A 21,901-nucleotide genomic window follows, 5' to 3' on the forward strand; every position below is an offset into this window, starting at 1 on the left:
TATAAAAAAGGCTGTTTAGATCTCATCATAAACAGCCTTAACTAAAAAAATAAACGCTACAGCACCATCGCAGCAATCCAACCAAACACCAATAATGGAATATTAAAATGGATAAATGTTGGAACAACCGTATCCCAAATATGATCATGTTGCCCATCTACGCCCAAACCAGCAGTAGGCCCCAAGGTCGAATCTGAAGCTGGTGAACCCGCATCTCCTAATGCTGCCGCAGTACCAATCAGAGCAACGGTTGAAAGTGGAGAGAAGCCGAATTGTACACATAAAGGAACATAAATGACTGCAAGTACAGGCACACTTGAAAATGATGAACCAATTCCAATCGTTACAAATAAACCAATAAATAACATCAAGAAAGCAGCTAGCGCTTTATTGTCACCAATCAAATGAACAACACCGTTGACCAACTGATTAATATCCCCAGTATGGGTCATCACGGATGCAAACCCCGCAGCAGAGATCATGATAAAACCGACCAATGCCATCATACGCATCCCTTGTACAAAAACATCATCCGCTTCTTGCCATTTAAAAATCCCTGCGGCAGATAAGACAGAAAAGCCCACTAATCCGCCAAGGATCATTGAGCCTGAATACAATTGAGAGATCAGGGTTAAAATGATTGCCAGCAATGCCATAAGAATAGTTTTCTTGGCAATCACAGGGGCTTCTTGCTTGGCTTCTTGCTCTAAGGCTATGCCATCAGCTTTTAATACCTCAACATTTACCGCACGAAGTGGTTTATCTAAATCAATCGTGGTAATTGGTGCAACATTACGATCAACATAAATACGCGGTTTACGATAACTGACAAAAACGGCAAATAAAGTACCAATCACCATACCCAATACAGGAATAGCCATCCCCATAGGCATCATGCTTCTTTCAACATGCAGATGATAAGCAGCGCCAATTTTGTTGATATTCCCCATCAGAATTTGTTCAAGAAAAATTGCACCAAAGCCTACAGGCAAGAAGATATATGTGCCGACTAAACCTAAGGTCAGTACACATGCTGCGGCACGACGGTCGAGTTTCAAGTGATTCATCACTTTTAAGAGCGGTGGAACAAGCACAGGAATAAACGCAATATGCACAGGAATTAAATTTTGTGAACAAATCGCGGCAATCAGTAAAATACCCAATAATAAGAATTTTACTTTGGTTGCTTGTTTCTGCGTGGCTTCCATACCGAGTAAGCCGATCAGTTTATAGGCCAATAAATCAGGCAAGCCTGACTTTGAAAGTGCCAAAGCGAAAGCGCCTAATACCGCATAGGCCAAGGCAACTTCTGCACCATCACCCAAGCCCGCATTAAATGCTGTAACAGTATCTGACAAGCTTAAACCTGCAACCAACCCACCTATAATTGCTGAAATAACCAATGTTAAAACAACAGAAACTCGTGCCAGTGACAAGATAAACATCACGGCAATCGCAATAACGACAGCATTCATGGAGAAATTTACGAAAATTTGAAAGCCGATATTTTATCAGATTCACTTCAATGAAGCTGTAATTTAGTCGAACTGGTCATAAAATGAATAGGCCATTTGAAAACATGGCCTATTTTTATAAGAGCTCACATCACTTTAAGCGAATCAACTCTCACTATTTTTGAGTGCAAATGTTTCAATATATTGTGCAATCTCTTGTGGTTGACTAAGTACTGCCCAATGGTTTGCATCAACTTCTACACGTTCAAAATCTGTTGCCCATTTAGGCACTTCATCAATCAATTCTGGACTTACAAATTTATCTCTTAACAGTACAACCGCCTGTACAGGACATACTGCATAACGCTCACGTGGACGAGTTAAACGTGGAAGAAAGTTAGCACGGTATAGTCCGATACCATGTTCACCATCTTTTGCAATATTTTGGTTTAAGGGTAAGCCTTTCTTTTTCTCAAGTTGCGTTAAAATTGCGCCCCAGCGTTGTGGGCTAAAAAAATGCCAAACGGTCGGGGCAAGAAATGGTAACTGGAATGCAACGATATACCAAGATTTAAATAACTGCTTAAAAAATTTAGGCTTTTCATGTAAAAACTGTTCACGCATCCAAAAAGCCGCATGATCTAAACAAGGTCCAGACATAGTGGTATAAGACAAAATACGATTTTTAAATTTAGGTTCAGTCACAGATTCCCACGACTGAATCGAGCCCCAATCATGCGCTGCAAGATGAAAATTACGATTGGGCAGTAGCTCATTTACCACGCACTCTAAATCCAAAGATAAGCGTGCTAAAGCATAATCACGAATTCGTTTTGGTACAGAAGACTGCCCTGCCCCACGTACATCATAAGTAATGATGTAAAATTTTGAGATCAATTGTTCAATAATCGGTTCCCAAACTTCTTGATTATCGGGATAGCCATGCACCAAAACCAACGCAGGGTTTTCAGCATTACCCCATGTTTTTGCATAAAGTTTTTGTTTGTCTTGGGTGGATATCCAATAAGTTTGCACTTGCATTGAGTCACCTTTTATTGTTTTACCATTGGCTGTGATTTCGTTGTAAAGGGCATTTAGATCAATGCCACATTCCATTCTGTTCTTTATTATGGTTTAAAAATCGATAACTAGAATTGACCATGAATGCGCTAATCAAAAAACTACAGACAATCCCATTTGTTTCCAAATTTATGTTGAATCATTTTTCTCCATATAAAGGTGCAGGGATTGAAATCGAAAAAATTGATCTAAAAAACTATCACGTTCGGGTCAAAATGCCACTGACGCATAGCAATCAAAATATTGTTGGCGTGCACTTTGGCGGTAGTTTGTATTCAATGGTTGATCCATTTTATATGCTTCTTTTAATGCATCATTTGGGCCCGAAATATATGGTTTGGGACAAAACCGCAAACATCAATTTCCTTTCCCCTGGTCGCAGTACGGTTTATGCAGATATCCGTTTAGATGCGATTGAAATCGAACATGTGAAGAACTTGGCCGAAAACTATAGTCCAGTCTATCGTAACTATACAGTGAATATTTTTGACGACTCGGGCTTAAGAATTGCTGAAGTACAAAAAACGGTGTATATCCGTCGTAAAAACCCTCACCCATTAAAACGCTAAAGTCTGTTTGAATGAGCCATTTTAAAGCCAAATAGTCAATAAATTATGTAATAGTGAAGAGATGCCGAACTCTTCTAAAATTAGATATTGATAAAAAAATAAGCGCATGACGTTATAAACGTTGCGCTTATTTTGATTTGGTTTTAACGACTATTTATTTTGCTCAATTGCAGCACCAGCACCACCACCGATCGCACCACCAATGGCAGCGCCGGCATCACCGCCGAGTACACCTTTACCAATGACTGAGCCAATACCTGCACCTATACCACTATATGTTGCATTACGGTTTGAACCATTGTTGGCTTTGCTTCCTACAGCAGCACCACCACCTGCACCAACAGCAGCACCCACACCATTACCAGCATGATTACCTATACCACCACCAACAGCACCACCAAGTGCCGCGGAAGTAATACGCTTATCATTTGCTGACATGTTTTCACAACCTGTAAGCATCACAATAGGTAAACTCACACACATCATAGTCATTACTATTTTTTTCATGTTATTCATCCTTTCTATCTGAACTTACAAATGCAATTAATTACAACTGATTTTATGAAAACACTAATTTATGGATTAAATTAAATTTTCATGTTGCTATTTGTAGTCTTTAATTATCAAAGATGCACAGTCGAATTTAAATAACATTCATGTTAATAAGAAATTATCATTGAATGACGATGTCCTCATAAAGCATTAACTTAATCACAAGATTTTTAAAACTAAAAGCATCATTCTATTCTTTTAAATTTTTCTTTGAGAAAATGATAACTTGCATAAACAAGCATTAAGATTGCCAGCTGGCTGAATACCAAGAAAAGCATAAAAAAGAGTTCAGCAAAGACAACACCAAGTTGATAGTGATACAAGGATTGGAATAAATAACCATTTCGACCTAAACCTATGGTCATATCTTGTTTCGCGAAATGCCATTGCATCATCGAAAAACTAAACCAGATAAATCCAATAACACATACAACCATAATTACCCCATCCAACAACTTAAATTGCATTGTCTGAGTGGTTGTTTGAGGTGCAGTTTCACGCTCTTCTTGCCAAATCATGCAAAATAAAAAAACGGCCCAGATGCTGCTCAATAGCGAAAAATATGCAGTAATCGATACTGTATAAAAACCCAAGGGGCCAAACATTCCCGTTTGAACCTTTAATTTTTCTGTGATGAATTGAAATACATTATGCTGCCAATTCATTTCTGGCTGAGCTGGTAAAAACATCAACAAACAGGCGGGAACCAACATGACTGCCAGTAAAACCATCAATGTATGTCTAATTTTTATTGCCATTTTAAATGCTTATGACTTGAGTCTACTCAGTATATAAAAAAAGACGCCCTAAGGCGTCTTCTTCATTTCAAAAGCTGTTTAACTTAGAAAGTATCTTCATTTAAAGCTTGAGAGAATGCTTGATCAACTTCAGAGAAGTCATTTACAAGCTCATGCTCTGCAGCTTCTGCTTCTTGACGACGACGTTCTAAATGGTATGCAAGACCAGTACCAGCTGGAATCAAGCGACCTACAACAACGTTTTCTTTCAAACCACGTAACTCATCTTCTTTCCCTGTTACAGCAGCTTCAGTTAACACACGTGTTGTTTCCTGGAACGATGCAGCAGAGATGAACGAATCAGTAGAAAGCGATGCTTTCGTAATACCCATCAATTGACGTTCATACTTCGCAGGGAATTTGTTCTGAGCCAATACTGCTTGGTTTTCACCCACAACGCGGATGTAATCCACTTGTTCACCTTTGATAAAGCTTGTATCGCCACCGTCGGTAATGTCTACTTTACGCAACATTTGACGAACGATTACTTCAATATGCTTATCGTTGATTTTTACACCTTGTAAGCGGTAAACGTCTTGAACTTCGTTCACGATGTAGTTGGTTAATGCAACTTCACCTTTCAAACGTAAGATGTCATGTGGATTTTGTGGACCATCAGAAATGGTTTCACCACGGTTAACATGCTCACCTTCAAACACGTTAATGGTACGCCATTTTGGAATCAACTCTTCATAAATTTCAGAGCCATCATCTGGTGTAATCACTAAACGGTTCTTACCTTTGGTTTCTTTACCAAAGCTTACAACACCTGAGATTTCAGCAAGAATTGCATGTTCTTTCGGCTTACGTGCTTCGAACAAATCAGCTACACGTGGTAGACCACCGGTAATATCACGAGTACGTGAAGTTTCTTGTGGTACACGACCAATAACGTCACCAACACCAATCGTTTCACCATCACGAACAGTAACGATCGTGTTCTGTGGCAAGAAGTAGAACTGTTCGCCGCCATCTGTTGTATCCAACACGATTGCAGGACGCAAATCTTTACCAGAAGCAGGACGCGCTGTTACAGGTAAGATTTCAACAGTCGTCATACCCGTTGCATCATCAGTTTTAGATGTTGCAGTTACGCCATCCGAAATTTGGCTGAAGCGTGCTTTACCAGCAACTTCTGTCACCAATGGATGTGTATGCGGATCCCAAGTCGCAACAATACCGCCGCCTTCTACAGGTTGACCATCTTTAATCAAGATAGACGCACCGTATGGAAGTTTATAACGTTCACGTTCGCGACCTAAGTCATCTGCAATACCGATCTCACCTGAACGTGAAACAGATACCAAATGGCCTTTAGCATGTTGAACAGTTTTAACGTTATGAAAACGAACCGTACCTTTATTACGTACTTGTACGCTATTTGCAGCAGATGTTCGGCTTGCAGCACCACCCACGTGGAATGTACGCATGGTTAACTGTGTACCAGGTTCACCAATTGATTGTGCAGCCATAACACCAACAGATTCACCTGGATTTACCAAGTGACCGCGAGCCAAGTCACGACCATAACATTTCGCACATACACCGAAAGTGGAAGCACAGTTTACAACTGAACGTACTTTAACTTCATCAACACCAGCATCTTCAATATATGCAGCGATTTTTTCATCAATCAATGTGTTACGTGGAAGAACAACTTCATCTGAACCCGCTTTTTTCACGTCTTCAGCAGTTACACGTCCTAATACACGTACACTTAATGGCTCAATAACGTCGCCACCTTGAATGAACGGAGTCATTACAAGACCTTCAAGCGTACCGCAATCTGGCTCTGTAATAACCAAGTCTTGTGCTACGTCTACAAGACGACGAGTCAAGTAACCAGAGTTCGCAGTTTTAAGTGCTGTATCGGCCAAACCTTTACGTGCACCATGTGTTGAAATGAAGTATTGAAGTACTGTCAAGCCTTCACGGAAGTTCGCTTTAATCGGCGTTTCAATAATCGAACCATCTGGTTTCGCCATCAAACCACGCATACCCGCAAGCTGACGAATCTGAGCTGCCGAACCACGGGCACCTGAGTCAGACATCATGTAGATACTGTTGAATGATTTTTGCTTCTCGTCTTCGCCCTGTTTATTTTTAACAGTTGTGAAGGACAAGTTATCCATCATCGCTTTCGCAACTTGGTCGTTGGTACGCGCCCAAATATCGACAACTTTGTTGTAACGCTCACCTGCCGTTACGAAACCTTGCTCAAATTGTTGTTCAATTTCACGAACTTCAACTTCTGCTTTTTCGATAATTGCTTGTTTTTGTGGTGGAATCAACATGTCTTCCATACCCACAGAAACACCTGAACGTGTTGCTTGACGGAAGCCCAAGTACATCAATTGGTCAGCAAAGATAACAGTATCTTTCAAACCTAATTTACGGTAGCAAGAGTTAATCAATTTAGAGATGTTCTTTTTCGTCATCTCAACGTTGATTTGTTGGAAATCCATACCTTCAGGCACAACTTCCCAAAGTAAGCAACGACCAGGCGTCGTATCTACAACAATTGTTTGATGCTCACGGTTACCGTTTTCATCAATCACTGTTTGGTGCACACGTGCTTTTACACGCGCATGTAAGTCAACTTGACCAGTTGCAAGTGCACGGTTTACTTCATGAGTATCCGCAAACACCATGCCTTCACCTTTGGCATTGATTGCATCACGTGTGATGTAATACAAGCCCAAGACAACGTCCTGAGAAGGTACAATGATCGGCTCACCATTTGCAGGTGACAAGATATTGTTAGTCGACATCATTAACGCACGAGCTTCTAATTGAGCTTCAAGTGTTAATGGAACGTGAACCGCCATTTGGTCACCATCGAAGTCGGCGTTAAACGCAGCACAAACGAGTGGATGTAAACGGATCGCTTTACCTTCAATTAAGATAGGTTCAAATGCTTGAAGACCTAAACGGTGAAGTGTTGGCGCACGGTTCAACATGACTGGATGTTGACGAATTACAGATGCAAGAACGTCCCAAACTTCAGGGGTTTCACGCTCAACCATTTTCTTCGCAGCTTTAATGGTTGTTGCTTGGCCAGAAGCTTGTAGCTTAGCAAAGATAAAAGGCTTGAATAATTCAAGAGCCATTTTCTTTGGAAGACCACATTGGTGTAAACGTAAAGTTGGACCTACAGTAATTACCGAACGACCAGAATAATCGACACGCTTACCAAGTAAGTTTTGACGGAAACGACCTTGCTTACCTTTGATCATATCTGCCAAAGATTTAAGCGGACGTTTGTTCGAACCAGTAATTGCACGACCACGACGACCATTGTCCAATAACGCATCCACAGACTCTTGTAACATACGTTTTTCGTTACGTACGATAATGTCTGGTGCAGCAAGGTCAAGAAGACGTTTTAAACGGTTGTTACGGTTGATCACACGACGATAAAGATCGTTCAAGTCAGAAGTCGCAAAACGACCACCTTCAAGCGGTACCAACGGACGAAGATCAGGTGGAAGTACAGGAAGTACATTCATCACCATCCATTCAGGCTTGTTGTTCGACTCTTTGAACGCTTCCATCAACTTCAAACGTTTAGAGGCTTTTTTAAGCTTCGTTTCTGAAGTCGTGTTCGGAATTTCTTCACGTAAACGAGAAATTTCAGCTTCAAGATCGATGTCTTTCAACAAATCTTGAACTGCTTCTGCACCCATTTTCGCGCTGAATTCATCACCATGTTCTTCTAACGCTGTGAAGTATTCTTCATCGTTAAGAAGTTGGTACTTTTCCATTGGCGTCATGCCAGGATCAGTGACCACGTAAGATTCGAAGTACAATACACGTTCGATATCACGTAAAGTCATATCAAGTAATAAACCGATACGGCTTGGTAATGATTTCAAAAACCAAATATGCGCAACTGGAGAAGCAAGCTCGATGTGACCCATACGCTCACGACGAACTTTTGCAGTTGTTACTTCAACGCCACATTTTTCACAAATGACGCCTTTATATTTCATACGCTTGTATTTACCACACAAGCATTCGTAATCTTTTACTGGACCAAAGATTTTGGCACAGAATAAACCATCACGTTCTGGTTTAAACGTACGATAGTTAATGGTTTCTGGCTTTTTAACTTCACCGTGAGACCATGACTTAATCATTTCTGGTGACGCAAGACCAATACGGATACGGTCAAACTCTACTGGAGCGTGACCATCTGAATCCGTCTTTTTGCGCATGATATCGAGCAAGTCTTTCAATTTTTTTCTCCGTGTGTCGAAGCGCTTTTCAGGCTACGACTGGGTCACAAATATTGTTTTTTCACTGAGATTTGGCATCTCCCCTACCCCCTCTTTCTTAAAGAAGGGACATTCCCCCCTTTAACAAAGGGGGAATGGGGGGGATTTAGTCACCATTTTTCAGTTCAATGTTGATACCTAAAGAACGGATCTCTTTGGTCAATACGTTAAACGATTCAGGCATACCCGGATCCATATAATGGTTACCATCTACAATATTCTTATAGATGCGAGTACGACCTTCAACGTCATCCGACTTCACAGTAAGCATTTCTTGAAGTGTATAAGCAGCACCATAAGCTTCTAGTGCCCAGACTTCCATCTCACCGAAACGCTGACCACCGAATTGTGCTTTACCACCAAGCGGTTGTTGAGTTACAAGTGAATAAGAACCAGTAGAACGCGCATGCATCTTGTCATCAACCAAATGGTTCAACTTGAGCATATACATATAACCAACAGTTACTGGGCGGTCAAAACGCTCACCTGTACGTCCGTCATACAATACTGTTTGACCTGTACGTGAGATACCACCAAGCTCAAGCAACTCTTTGATCTGACTCTCTTCTGCACCATCAAATACTGGCGTAGCTAAAGGAACACCTTTACGCAAGTTACCTGATAACACCAAGATTTCTTCATCGGTCAAGCTATCAAGATCTTCTTGCTCGCCACCAACTTTGTTATAAATCTTGTCTAAGAAATCACGAAGCTCAAGAACAGTACGTTGCTCTTTCATCATCTTGTCGATCTTATCGCCAAGACCTTTTGCAGCCATACCTAAGTGAGTTTCAAGAATCTGCCCCACGTTCATACGTGATGGTACACCCAATGGGTTAAGTACGACATCAACTGGAACACCATGGATGTCATGCGGCATGTCTTCAACAGGCAAGATGTTTGATACAACACCTTTGTTACCGTGACGACCCGCCATCTTATCACCAGGCTGGATACGACGTTTTACAGCTAAGTAAACTTTAACAACTTTCAAGACACCTGTTGTAAGCTCATCACCTGTAGAAAGTTTGCGTTTTTTCTCAGCAAATTTCTCATCGATCTCGTAGCTCTTCTCTTTCAAGAACACTTGAATTTGAGTTAAGCGTTCAGCAATACCTTCATCTGTTGGTTGAACTTCTAAAAGATCAACAAGCTCTAAACCAGACAATACATCTTCAGATAGCTTATCACCACGCTTCGTAGTACCGCCGCCATTCGACTCTTGGCCTTTTAACAAACGGATAATACGTTCACGAGCAGCTTCTTCGAAAATTTTGAATTCTTCTTTCAAGTCTTTACGGTAAGCATCAAGTTGCGCTTTCTCAATCGCTTGAGCACGTTCATCTTTCTCGATACCGTCACGTGTAAACACTTGAACGTCGATGACTGTACCTTTAACGCTTGAAGAAACACGTAAAGATGAATCTTTAACGTCTGCCGCTTTCTCACCAAAGATTGCACGAAGTAATTTTTCTTCAGGAGTTAATTGTGTTTCACCTTTAGGTGTCACTTTACCAACAAGAATATCACCCGCTGCAACTTCAGCACCGATATAAACAATACCTGATTCATCAAGTTTAGATAACGCTGCTTCACCTACGTTAGGAATATCGGCAGTGATTTCTTCCGCACCTAACTTCGTATCACGTGCAACACATGATAATTCTTGAATATGAATTGAAGTTAAACGATCTTCTTGAAGAACACGTTCAGATAATAAAATCGAGTCTTCGTAGTTATAACCATTCCAAGTCATGAACGCGACACGCATGTTCTGACCTAGTGCTAATTCACCACCATCAGTTGATGGACCATCAGCAAGAACGTCACCACGACCGACTTTATCGCCCATGCTCACAAGCACTTTTTGGTTAATACATGTATTTTGGTTTGAACGCGTGTATTTGATCAAGTTGTAGATATCTACACCTGCTTCACCCGCGATCATTTCATCTTCATTGACACGAATAACCACACGTGATGCATCTACAAACTCAATGCGTCCACCACGTTTCGCAATCACACATACACCAGAGTCGTGCGCTACGTTTGCTTCCATGCCGGTACCCACAAGTGGTTTATCAGCAAGCAATGTAGGAACAGCCTGACGTTGCATGTTTGAACCCATCAAGGCACGGTTAGCATCATCGTGTTCAAGGAATGGAATAAGAGATGCAGCGACAGAGACAACCTGTTGAGCCGATACATCCATATGCGTCACTTTTTCAGGCGGCATACGAACGAAGTCACCTTGGTGACGTACTGAAACGAAGTCTTCAGTTAAATGTCCATCTTTATCCAATGCCGAATCGGCCTGTGCAATCACAGTACCAACTTCTTCAATTGCAGATAAATATTCAACATCATCTGTTACACGACCATCAACAACGCGACGGTATGGTGTTTCCAAGAAACCGAAGTTGTTCGCTTTTGCATAAACAGAAAGCGAGTTGATCAAACCAATGTTTGGTCCTTCAGGCGTTTCAATTGGACATACACGACCATAGTGAGTTTGATGTACGTCACGTACCTCAAAGCCCGCACGTTCACGTGTCAAACCACCAGGCCCAAGCGCAGATACACGACGTTTGTGTGTAATTTCTGACAATGGGTTGTTTTGATCCATAAACTGTGACAATTGGCTTGAACCAAAGAATTCTTTGATTGCAGCAGCAACTGGTTTCGCATTGATCAAATCTTGTGGAGACAAGTTATCTGTTTCAGCTTGGTTTAAACGCTCTTTAACAGCACGCTCAACACGAACCAAACCAACACGGAATTGGTTTTCTGTCATTTCACCAACAGAACGTACGCGACGGTTACCCAAGTGATCGATATCGTCGACTTCACCTTTACCGTTACGAATTTCTACCAATGTTTTCAGTACATCGATAATGTCATCGTTAGAAAGAATACCTTCTACTTCACGAGACTTCTGATCTGTACCCACTTCGTAAGGACGACCCAAACGACGGTTAAACTTCATACGACCCACAGGCGATAAATCATAACGCTCTGTAGAGAAGAATAAGTTATTGAATAAGTTTTCAGCCGCTTCTTTCGTTGGTGGCTCACCTGGACGCATCACTTTGTAGATTTCTACAAGTGCTTCTTCACGGCCAGATGTTGTATCTGCACGTAAGGTGTCAGCAACAAAAGAACCGCGATCGATGTCATTGGTGAACAGGATATTAAATTGTTTAATACCACCTTCAGCAATTCTGACCAAAATCTCATGACTTAATACAGTGTTAGCAGTAATCACTTCACCATCTTTAAGCACGATATCTTCAGCAGTAATACGCTCATACAAATATTCATCTGGAACTGGAAGTTTAGTTAAACCAGCAGCTTCCATTTGACGTACATGGCGAGCATTAATACGTTTACCTTGTTCAACAATGGCTTTACCATCATTGTCCACGATATCAAATTGAGCCATTTCACCACGAAGACGTTCAGGCACAAGGTCAATCTGATAGCTACCCATATCAAGATATACAGGTACTTTTTCGTAGAACATATTCAGAATTTGTTCATTGCTATAGCTCAATGCACGTAACACAACAGTCGCAAGCAATTTGCGACGACGGTCAATACGTACAAAGACTAAATCTTTAGCATCAAACTCAAAATCTAACCATGAACCACGATAAGGAATAATACGTGCTGAATAAAGCACTTTACCGCTTGAATGCGTTTTACCTTTATCATGGTCAAAGAATACGCCTGGTGAACGGTGTAATTGAGATACGATTACACGCTCAGTACCATTGATGACAAAGGTACCATTCTCAGTCATGAGTGGCATTTCACCCATGTACACTTCTTGTTCACGTACGTCTTTAATAGATTTCGTTTCACGATCTTTGATGATCAAACGAATTTTAACGCGCATTGGTGCCGCAAAGGTTGAGCCACGAAGAATACATTCGCGAACATCAAACTCTGGTTTACCAAGACTATACTCAACGAATTCTAAAGCAGCATTGCCCGAATAACTTTCAATAGGAAAAACTGAACGAAATGCAGCTTGGAGACCGATATCTTCGCGATTTTTTGGAGTTTTGCCATCTTGCAAGAATGTTCTGTACGAGTCGACTTGAATCGAGAGCAGGTACGGAGCATGCATGACTTGGGGCAATTTACCAAAATTCTTACGGATCCGTTTCTTTTCGGTATATGAGTATGCCATCTGGAGTCCTCGGAAAGTAAACTAAGTCCGCCTGCAGAACGAACTTAGAAGGAATTACGCAGGTCGATATGACCACCACTTTTATACAAATGCTGCAAATTTCAGTGGTACAAAACGCTTAACAATATTTTTAAAGTGGAAAAATATTGGTAAGCGTTTGATTATGTTTATTTATTTTAAAAATTGATGGTTTTTCTACCAATCAATCTAAAATCGAGCCGGTTATTGTAACGCAAAAAGGCTGATGACCCAAGAGCCATCAGCCAATTTTTGGGGTCAAATTAAAATTCGACCCCTAGCGAAATTACTTAACAGTAACTGTAGCACCAGTTTCTTCAAGTTTTTTCTTAAGTTCTTCAGCTTCTTCTTTAGAAACGCCTTCTTTAAGATTTGAAGGAGCGCCTTCAACTAAGTCTTTAGCTTCTTTCAAGCCAAGACCAGTAACTTCACGTACTGCTTTAATTACAGCAACTTTGTTAGCACCGAAAGAAGTCAATTCAACATTGAATTCTGATTGCTCTTCAGCAGCAGCAACAGCAGGACCTGCAGCTACAGCTACAGCAGCAGCTGATACATTGAATTTCTCTTCGAAAGCAGAGATAAGTTCAACAAGTTCAAGAACAGTTTTTTCAGCAACTGCGTTTAAGATTTCTTCGTTAGTTAAAGCCATGAGAATAACTCCAAATGGATATTGAATGGTGTGTGAAATTTATTAAGCTTATGCAGCTTCTGACTCGTTTTTCTCTTTGAGCGCTGTAATAAGGCGACCCAATTTCGAAATAGGAGCTTGAAGAACATTGGCAAGCATAGTAAGTGCTTTTTCTTGGTTCGGAAGATTCGCGATAACGCTAACTTCAGCACCTTGATAAAGTTTGCCATCAAATGCAGCAGCTTTAAGTTCAAATGCTTTGTTAGTTTTAGCAAATTCTTCAAACAAGCGAGCAGCTGCGCCCATGTCATCTTCAGAAGTTGAAAAAGCTAGAATAGTTGGACCAACAAGGTTTTCGTCTAAGATATCAAATTGAGTACCTTCGAAAGCACGTTTAGCCAAAGTGTTACGCACGATACGTGTCTTAACACCTAACTTACGAGCTTCAACACGAAGTGTAGTCAATTGTTCAACTGTTAAACCTTGGTAGTCAGCAACAACAGCAGCAAACGCGGTAGAAGCAACTTCATTTACTTCCGCAACGATCTGTTTTTTGTCTTCGATAAGAAGAGCCATTGTAAAACCTCCTAACGGTGATTTATGCAATCCACGGACTGCACTCCCAATTCGTAAATCAATCTCTTGACTTACACGCGGAGGAGGAATCAATCACACCACCGCGTCTACTCAGACTGGTATTTTAAGAAGCGAATCCGAAGACTCCCCTCGCCTGAGGTCTTTGACGCTGATAAATTTACATCTATCAATTCAAAGTCCGCCTGATGATTAACAAAGCAATGCTTTATCAATCCACAAGAAGAAAAGCTCAACCTCAATAGAAGTCATCACTCTTTCTTGCGTAAAATTTGAAGTAACACTTCAAATTTCACTCAGGACTTTAAAATTCTTTTATCTCAATATAATTATTGAAAAATAATTATTTAGAAACGTTTTGTACATCAACAACAAGACCAGGACCCATAGTTGAGCTCAAAGTGATCTTTTGGATGTAGATACCTTTAGAAGTCGCAGGTTTTGCTTTCTTAAGGTCAGCGATAAGCGCTTCAACGTTTGAACGAACAGCTTCAGCAGTGAAACCTACTTGACCGATCGCAGCATGGATGATACCCGCTTTGTCTACACGGTAACGTGCTTGACCAGCTTTTGCATTTTTAACTGCAGTTGCTACGTCAGGAGTTACAGTACCCACTTTAGGGTTTGGCATTAAGCCACGTGGACCAAGGATCGTACCCAACTTACCAACAACACGCATTGCATCTGGAGCAGCAATCACAACGTCGAAATCTAAGTTACCCGCTTGAATGCTTTCAGCAAGATCATCAAAACCAACGATGTCCGCGCCTTCAGCTTTAGCAGCTTCAGCAGCAGCGCCTTGAGCAAACACAGCAACACGTACAGTTTTACCAGTACCTGCAGGAAGTGTAGTCGCGCCACGAACAACTTGGTCAGATTTACGAGGATCAACACCTAGATTTACCGCAACATCCAAAGATTCTTTGAATTTTGCAGCAGGTAGGCTGCTAAGAACTTGTACTGCTTCTTCCAAAGTGTAAACTTTGTTTGCTTCAATAGCTGCAGCAATGGCTTTTTGACGTTTAGTTAACTTTGCCATGTCTTATAGCTCCACTTCCAAGCCCATAGAACGCGCAGAACCAGCAATGGTACGTACACGTGCGTCTAAATCAGCACCAGTTAAATCTGGTTCTTTAGTAGTCGCAATTTCTTCTAACTGAGCGCGAGTCAACTTACCAACTTTAGTTTTGTTTGGTACAGCAGAACCCTTTTGGATACCAGCAGCTTTCTTAAGAAGAATCGCAGCAGGTGGAGTTTTCATGATGAATGTGAACGACTTATCGTTGTACACAGTGATCACTACAGGAATTGGAAGACCTTGTTCAACTTTTTGTGTCGCAGCATTGAATTCTTTACAGAATGCCATGATGTTAACACCACGTTGACCTAGTGCAGGACCAATCGGTGGAGATGGATTCGCTTTACCAGCTGGAACTTGCAGCTTGATATAGCCGTCAATCTTCTTAGCCATTTCAAATTACCTCTGGGTACAAACGCCTTTTAGAGCTCCCCAACATTTCAAGTAACGATACCGTTACAACAACAATGCCCGATCCATAACAAATCGGGCGCTTTCAAACAGTGCAAATTAAATTGTTTTTTCGACTTGGCGAAATTCCAATTCAACTTGAGTTGGTCGATTAAATACATTAATCGTCAACGTTAAACGTGATTTTTCGTACTGAACTTCTTCCACCACACCTTTAAAGTCTGTGAATGGACCGTCAGTAACAAGTAATTCTTCACCCGGCTCAAACATCGTCTTAGGACGAGGTGCTTCGCCTTTGTTGTGTACACGTGCAAGAATCGCATCAGCTTCTTTTTGCGTAATTGGTGCTGGCTTTTCAGCTGTACCACCGATGAAACCTAATACTTTTGGACATTCTTTAACAATGTGCCAAGTTTCATCATTCATTTCCATTTCGACTAACACGTAGCCAGGAAAGAATTTACGCTCTGATTTACGTTTCTTACCATCCTTCATCTCTACCACTTCTTCGGTAGGAACAAGGACTTCACCAAAACTATCAGCAACAGCGCTACGCTGGATTCGATCATTAAGTGAACGCATCACTTGTTTTTCATAACCTGAATAGGCATGAATAATGTACCAACGTTTCATAGCTCTCTTACCCGATAATAAACTTCATAAACCAACCGATGATATAGTCAAAACACCACAAAATAATTGCGGCAACTACAACAACGAGGAGAACTTGCCATGAAGTGGTTACTGTTTCATGTTTCGTAGGCCATGTAACTCGACGCAATTCGATACGAGAGTCTTTAAGCAAACGAACAAAGCCTTTGCCTTGATGGGTGGCGTATAATAAACCTAAAGCTACGATGATACAAGCTAAAATTACCCCAATACGCACCCAGACACTATTTGCAGGTGCCCAATACGCTGGAAGATATTGATTTGTCATCAACGCACCGCCAAATAAAGCCAATGCAATGATCCACAAAATAAAATCAAATGGAGAACTTGTCTTCACCATTTCAGCAGAATTGTTGCTTTGAGGAATTGCCGCGCCGCCCATTGCGTCACGTGATTTATCATTCGACATTTTTGTACTCGTCGTAGGTTTCGCGACTTATTATATGACCAGTTTAGCCGACATCAAGTTTTTTATTTAAAAAATGGCAGGTCAGGAGGGACTCGAACCCCCAACATTCGGTTTTGGAGACCGACGCTCTACCAATTGAACTACTGACCTATAAACAAACCGAGAGCCTAAACTCTCGGTTAGAATAAACATATTAGCGGTTATGCAGTTACTTTAGCAACTACACCAGCACCAACTGTACGACCACCTTCACGGATCGCAAAACGTAGACCTGGGTCCATTGCGATTGGGTGGATAAGTTCTACTGACATTTCAACGTTGTCACCTGGCATAACCATTTCAACGCCGTCTTGTAATTGGATTGCACCAGTTACATCAGTTGTACGGAAGTAGAACTGTGGACGGTAACCGTTAAGGAACGGAGTATGACGACCACCTTCTTCTTTAGAAAGTACATATACTTCTGCGTCGAATTTAGTGTGCGGCTTGATTGTACCTGGTTTAGCAAGTACTTGACCACGTTGTACGTCTTCACGCTTAGTACCACGTAAAAGAACACCACAGTTCTCGCCCGCACGACCTTCGTCAAGAAGTTTACGGAACATTTCTACGCCAGTTACAGTTGTTTTAACTGTATCTTTAATACCAACGATTTCAACTTCTTCGCCGACTTTAACGATACCAGACTCTACACGACCTGTTACCACTGTACCACGACCAGAAATAGAGAATACATCTTCGATTGGCATCAAGAATGCTTTATCGATAGCACGTTCTGGTTCTGGGATATAAGAGTCAAGCGCTTCAACAAGTGAAAGTACAGCTGATTCGCCATATTGACCAGCATCACCATTAAGTGCAGCAAGTGCTGAACCACGGATGATAGGCGTGTCATCACCTGGGAAGTCATAAGTAGATAGAAGTTCACGAACTTCCATTTCTACCAATTCAAGTAATTCTTCATCATCAACAAGGTCACACTTGTTAAGGAATACAAGAATATAAGGTACGCCTACTTGGCGAGAAAGAAGGATGTGTTCACGAGTTTGTGGCATTGGACCATCAGTCGCAGCACATACAAGGATCGCACCATCCATCTGAGCAGCACCAGTGATCATGTTTTTAACATAATCGGCGTGACCTGGGCAGTCTACGTGAGCGTAGTGACGAATTGGAGAATCGTATTCTACGTGTGAAGTATTAATTGTAATACCACGTGCTTTTTCTTCTGGTGCAGAATCGATTGCTGCGTAGTCTTTAGCTTCACCGCCGTAAGTTTTTGCACAAATTGTTGCAATTGCAGCAGTTAAAGTTGTTTTACCATGGTCGACGTGACCAATTGTACCCACGTTTACGTGTGGCTTATTACGTTCAAACTTAGCCTTAGCCATTTGCTCTTCCTCGTTTATGTCGAACACGAGTTAAACAACTCAGCATCGACAATCGTCTAAAAAACTAGACACCTAATACTTGAAAAGCAGACTAATAAGCCTGCTTTTGAGAAACTGGTGTAGAATAATCTACCAAATTGTATCTGGAGCTCTTATCGAGATTTGAACTCGAGACCTCTCCCTTACCAAGGGAGTGCTCTACCACTGAGCTATAAGAGCATCATCTTCGATGGAGCGGGAGACGAGGGTCGAACTCGCGACATGTAGCTTGGAAGGCTACCGCTCTACCAACTGAGCTACTCCCGCTTAATGTTGGTAATTAACCACTTATCGAAGTAATGGTGGTGAGAGAAGGATTCGAACCTTCGAAACTTTCGTGGCAGAGTTACAGTCTGCTCCCTTTGACCGCTCGGGAATCTCACCTTTACACTTACTTTCAGTGTCGTTCTTCAACATTATAACACAAAACCTTAAGATGGTGCCGGCACACGGATTCGAACTGTGGACCTACTGATTACAAGTCAGTTGCTCTACCAACTGAGCTATGCCGGCGTTTCTTAGTGTTTCGTACGTTTCGTATCGGAACGGTGTGCAGTTTAGCAAAACTCAGAATCCTTGCAAGTGTTTTTTGCAAAAAAAACCTCAAAAACTCATAAAATCAATCCGTTTGACGATAATTCAACCGCTTTGATCACTGCGCGAGCTTTTATTTGGGTTTCATTCCACTCTGATTCAGGATTTGAATCGACAACCAAGCCTGCGCCAGCCTGTACATAGACCTTATTTTCACGAATAACACAAGTTCTGATCGCAATCGACATGTCCATTTCACCATGCCAACCCAAATAACCCACTGCACCACCAAAAATTCCACGTTTTACTGGCTCAACTTCGTCAATAATTTCCATTGCACGAATTTTTGGCGCACCTGAAAGCGTCCCTGCTGGAAAAGTTGCCTTAAAAACATCCAAAGCATCGACATCATCCAACACTTCACCTTGTACATTGGAAACAATATGCATGACATGTGAATAACGTTCGATCACCATTTGATCAGTCACTTGCACTTTACCGATTTTCGAGACACGCCCCACATCATTACGACCTAAATCAATCAGCATTAAATGTTCCGCAATCTCTTTTTCATCGGAAAGTAAATCTTTTTCAAGTGCCAAATCTTCTTCTTTGGTTTTTCCTCGTGGACGTGTACCTGCAAGCGGACGTACAGTCGCGATCCCATTTTCCAGTCGAGAAAGAATTTCCGGTGAAGATCCGACGATATGGAACGGCTTTTGATCTAAAAGGGTCTGCCCTTGTACCAAAAATAAATACGGTGATGGATTGAGATGTCGTAATGCACGATAAACCTGTAAGGGCTCACCATCAAAATCCGACACCATACGATGCCCAGGGACAACCTGCATTACATCACCAGCACGAATGTATTCTTTAACTTTCTCGATCGATTCAAGGAATTTGTCGTGTCCAGTCAGTGACTCAAAATGCGGAGCGCTATGTTTTTTGGCAACCAAGCTAATTGGCATAGCCAATAATGCCTCAATCTCATCCAGCTGTTGCTGAGCCTTGGCATAAGCCTCTTTATCATTAACATCTGCATGCACAATTAAAAACAAAGTATCTTTTAAGTTATCAAATACAATGACGGTTTTAGATAACATCATCCATAAATCAGGTAGTCCAACTGGATCTGCCTCAGGCACATTCTTTAACCGTGGCTCAATATAGCGTACTGCATCATAACCAAAATAACCCACCAAGCCGCCGGTAAAATTAGGCAGTGCAGGTAAATCTTGTTGTGTGGGTACTTTAAACTGCGCTTGAAAATCGCGGATATATTGAAATGGATCTGCGCATGGCTGGGTATCTATCGAGCCATCTACCGATTTTATCGTGAGCTGTCCTGCATTACAGGAAAATACGATTGACTCACCCAGTCCAATAATTGAATATCTTGCCCAGTTTTCGCCACCTTCAACAGATTCAAAAAGATAAGCTTGTTGATGCTGTTTTAAACGTGCAAATACAGATAATGGCGTATCCGTATCGGCTAAGCGTTGGCGATATACGGGGATAAGGTTATAACCCGCTGATTTTAATTGTTCAAACTGCGCTAAGGTTGTCATCAGGAATTCTCTCTATTTTCGATAATACTAAGTATGGATGTCTCTGCATTTCACTTAGTGACGCCATCGAAAAGTGCGTTTGCTATTCATTCCTCTTCCCTTTTTTTCGCAACAATTTAAATATACAGGTATTAAGCCAAAAGCTCTGTTAAATCATCCACTACTTGTTGTGGCTGACAGAGTTGAATATCTTCACCGTGATTATAACCATAGCTGACCACAATACAATCAACCTCTGCACGGCGTGCAGCCTCCACATCATTACTTGAATCGCCGATCATCAAGGTTTTGTCAGTTGATGACTGATAAGTTTCAACACAATACAATAATGGTTTTGGATGTGGTTTACGCACTTCAAAACGATCACCACCTATTACATCGACAAAATAGTGATCCATTTGCAAGTCTTCTAGAATTTTTCGTGCGGGTTGCTCTGGTTTATTGGTCACACAAATCAATTTCTTATTGTTTTTAATTCCCCATTCTAAAAATTCTAAAATTCCAGAGAATGGCTTGGTATCGACACAAGGCTCTGCATTGTAAATTTCCAAGAATGTATCTAAAAGCTGTTGATGCAGTACAGGATCCACTTCACCTTTTAAATACTTCAATGTACTTTCACAAAATAATGAAGTGCCTTTACCAATCCAAACCCGAACCTGTTGTTCAGTGACGTGGGGTAAGTTCAAACGCGCTAGACTTAAATTCATGGCACGATATAAATCAAATGCTGAATCAACCAAGGTCCCATCCAAATCAAATAAAATCAGTTCGCGTTGGTCTAGCTTTGCCACATTCATGATTTACACCTAAATCGAGTTTTAAATTTAAAAACGAAAATACAAAAAACAAAGGCATGCGATTGCATGCCTTGAGTTTAGCGCATTTGCCAATTATTTGAACAATAGCCATGCAATAATTGCCAAAATGATCAAAATCACCAGTGTTGCCAAACCTAACTTTGCATTTTTCTGGGTTTCAACATGTTCGTCTGCCACAAATTCAGGTGCTTTGACCTGCTCTACTTTGAGCTGTGTAGCCGCATGAATATCCACACCTTCTGGAATTGGGGCAGGTTTAGGGATTGCTACACCAGAGGGCATACCTTCACGGTTGATTTGAACACTGCTATCTCGTTCTGAAAGCTCAGGCATACCCTGTTCATTCATCTGATCTGCCACTGTACGTTCTACGGGGGTAGCTGGTTTGATTTCAGCAGTCGCCACAGCCTCTGCTGGTTGTTGAACTGGCGTTTCTAGTGAAGCTACAACGGGTTGAACTTCATCCTCATGCGCTGCATGTTCAGTTTGCAGAACAACAGGTTTTACCGGTGCAAGTACATTAAATTTAACACTGGCAAATTGAACAATATCACCATCCATCAACAGTTTATCTTGATCGATACGGATATCATTCACAAATGTACCATTAGATGACTTTAGATCTTGAACCCAAAGCGCATCTTCTTTTAATAAAAATGCAGCATGGCGACGTGAAATTTCCGCAGCTTGTAATAACAGGTCTGCATCTTGATGGCGACCAACCAGCATATCACGATCGATCGTGACTTCCTGCCCTTCTAACTCACCTGTAATTGCTTGTAATTTCCAAGTCATGATTATCTTCCCA

Annotated in this window: 17 protein-coding genes and 5 tRNA genes; 1 reads left to right on the forward strand and 21 read right to left on the reverse strand. The window is 41.3% G+C overall.

Features of this window, described 5'->3' with window-relative positions:
• Nucleotides 1–56: 56 nt before the first annotated feature.
• Both AC2G3J_RS18635 and AC2G3J_RS18640 read right to left on the reverse strand, forming a co-directional pair.
• Nucleotides 57–1,475: a Na+/H+ antiporter family protein gene (locus AC2G3J_RS18635; RefSeq protein WP_483770424.1), complete on the reverse strand. Its 1,419-nt coding sequence runs from the start codon at nt 1,473–1,475 to the stop codon at nt 57–59.
• Between the two features lie 144 nt (nt 1,476–1,619).
• Complete coding sequence (locus AC2G3J_RS18640) at nt 1,620–2,495, reverse strand: alpha/beta fold hydrolase (RefSeq protein WP_419326987.1); 876 nt, start codon at nt 2,493–2,495, stop codon at nt 1,620–1,622.
• Nucleotides 2,496–2,614: 119 nt separating this feature from the next.
• On the opposite strand from AC2G3J_RS18640, the gene AC2G3J_RS18645 reads away from it, so the two are divergent.
• A complete protein-coding gene (locus tag AC2G3J_RS18645) occupies nt 2,615–3,103 on the forward strand; it encodes a PaaI family thioesterase (protein ID WP_336952368.1) in 489 nt (162 codons plus the stop codon).
• A gap of 150 nt (nt 3,104–3,253) precedes the next feature.
• Here AC2G3J_RS18645 and AC2G3J_RS18650 read toward each other — a convergent pair whose 3' ends face one another.
• The 19 genes from AC2G3J_RS18650 to AC2G3J_RS18740 all read right to left on the reverse strand — a co-directional run bounded on the left by AC2G3J_RS18650 (nt 3,254) and on the right by AC2G3J_RS18740 (nt 21,888).
• Nucleotides 3,254–3,610, reverse strand: coding sequence for a YMGG-like glycine zipper-containing protein (locus AC2G3J_RS18650; RefSeq protein WP_336952370.1), 357 nt, complete (start codon nt 3,608–3,610; stop codon nt 3,254–3,256).
• 230 nt (nt 3,611–3,840) lie between these two features.
• Nucleotides 3,841–4,413, reverse strand: a complete 573-nt coding sequence (locus tag AC2G3J_RS18655; RefSeq protein WP_336952372.1) for a hypothetical protein — start codon at nt 4,411–4,413, stop codon at nt 3,841–3,843.
• 83 nt (nt 4,414–4,496) lie between these two features.
• The gene (gene rpoC / locus AC2G3J_RS18660) at nt 4,497–8,690 is read right to left on the reverse strand and encodes a DNA-directed RNA polymerase subunit beta' (protein ID WP_336952374.1); all 4,194 of its coding nucleotides are present in this window, start codon (nt 8,688–8,690) and stop codon (nt 4,497–4,499) included.
• Nucleotides 8,691–8,835: 145 nt separating this feature from the next.
• Complete coding sequence (gene rpoB, locus AC2G3J_RS18665) at nt 8,836–12,924, reverse strand: DNA-directed RNA polymerase subunit beta (protein ID WP_004718475.1); 4,089 nt, start codon at nt 12,922–12,924, stop codon at nt 8,836–8,838.
• A gap of 304 nt (nt 12,925–13,228) precedes the next feature.
• The gene (gene rplL / locus AC2G3J_RS18670; RefSeq protein ID WP_004818508.1) at nt 13,229–13,594 is read right to left on the reverse strand and encodes a 50S ribosomal protein L7/L12; all 366 of its coding nucleotides are present in this window, start codon (nt 13,592–13,594) and stop codon (nt 13,229–13,231) included.
• Between the two features lie 48 nt (nt 13,595–13,642).
• Nucleotides 13,643–14,149, reverse strand: a complete 507-nt coding sequence (gene rplJ / locus AC2G3J_RS18675) for a 50S ribosomal protein L10 (RefSeq protein ID WP_336952377.1) — start codon at nt 14,147–14,149, stop codon at nt 13,643–13,645.
• A gap of 361 nt (nt 14,150–14,510) precedes the next feature.
• On the reverse strand, nt 14,511–15,206 hold the full coding sequence (rplA, locus tag AC2G3J_RS18680) for a 50S ribosomal protein L1 (protein WP_004718482.1): 696 nt from the start codon (nt 15,204–15,206) through the stop codon (nt 14,511–14,513).
• A gap of 3 nt (nt 15,207–15,209) precedes the next feature.
• Nucleotides 15,210–15,638, reverse strand: coding sequence for a 50S ribosomal protein L11 (rplK, locus tag AC2G3J_RS18685; protein ID WP_004718484.1), 429 nt, complete (start codon nt 15,636–15,638; stop codon nt 15,210–15,212).
• Nucleotides 15,639–15,755: 117 nt separating this feature from the next.
• On the reverse strand, nt 15,756–16,289 hold the full coding sequence (gene nusG / locus AC2G3J_RS18690; protein ID WP_004718486.1) for a transcription termination/antitermination protein NusG: 534 nt from the start codon (nt 16,287–16,289) through the stop codon (nt 15,756–15,758).
• Nucleotides 16,290–16,296: 7 nt separating this feature from the next.
• Nucleotides 16,297–16,737, reverse strand: a complete 441-nt coding sequence (secE, locus tag AC2G3J_RS18695) for a preprotein translocase subunit SecE (protein ID WP_004718489.1) — start codon at nt 16,735–16,737, stop codon at nt 16,297–16,299.
• A 74-nt stretch (nt 16,738–16,811) separates the two neighbouring features.
• A tRNA-Trp gene (locus AC2G3J_RS18700) sits at nt 16,812–16,887 on the reverse strand.
• A 50-nt stretch (nt 16,888–16,937) separates the two neighbouring features.
• On the reverse strand, nt 16,938–18,128 hold the full coding sequence (gene tuf / locus AC2G3J_RS18705; RefSeq protein WP_004723653.1) for an elongation factor Tu: 1,191 nt from the start codon (nt 18,126–18,128) through the stop codon (nt 16,938–16,940).
• 144 nt (nt 18,129–18,272) lie between these two features.
• Nucleotides 18,273–18,347: transfer RNA gene (locus AC2G3J_RS18710), tRNA-Thr, on the reverse strand.
• 11 nt (nt 18,348–18,358) lie between these two features.
• Nucleotides 18,359–18,434: transfer RNA gene (locus AC2G3J_RS18715), tRNA-Gly, on the reverse strand.
• A gap of 33 nt (nt 18,435–18,467) precedes the next feature.
• Nucleotides 18,468–18,551, reverse strand: a tRNA-Tyr gene (locus tag AC2G3J_RS18720).
• A gap of 53 nt (nt 18,552–18,604) precedes the next feature.
• Nucleotides 18,605–18,680 (reverse strand) — tRNA-Thr (locus AC2G3J_RS18725).
• A 98-nt stretch (nt 18,681–18,778) separates the two neighbouring features.
• Nucleotides 18,779–20,272: an anthranilate synthase component I gene (trpE, locus tag AC2G3J_RS18730; protein ID WP_419326984.1), complete on the reverse strand. Its 1,494-nt coding sequence runs from the start codon at nt 20,270–20,272 to the stop codon at nt 18,779–18,781.
• A gap of 131 nt (nt 20,273–20,403) precedes the next feature.
• Entirely contained in the window at nt 20,404–21,072 is a 669-nt protein-coding gene (locus AC2G3J_RS18735) for an HAD-IA family hydrolase (RefSeq protein ID WP_336952381.1), read from the reverse strand.
• 93 nt (nt 21,073–21,165) lie between these two features.
• The gene (locus AC2G3J_RS18740; protein ID WP_419360878.1) at nt 21,166–21,888 is read right to left on the reverse strand and encodes an FHA domain-containing protein; all 723 of its coding nucleotides are present in this window, start codon (nt 21,886–21,888) and stop codon (nt 21,166–21,168) included.
• Nucleotides 21,889–21,901 lie beyond the last annotated feature (13 nt).

This window comes from Acinetobacter legionensis (genome assembly GCF_057165765.1).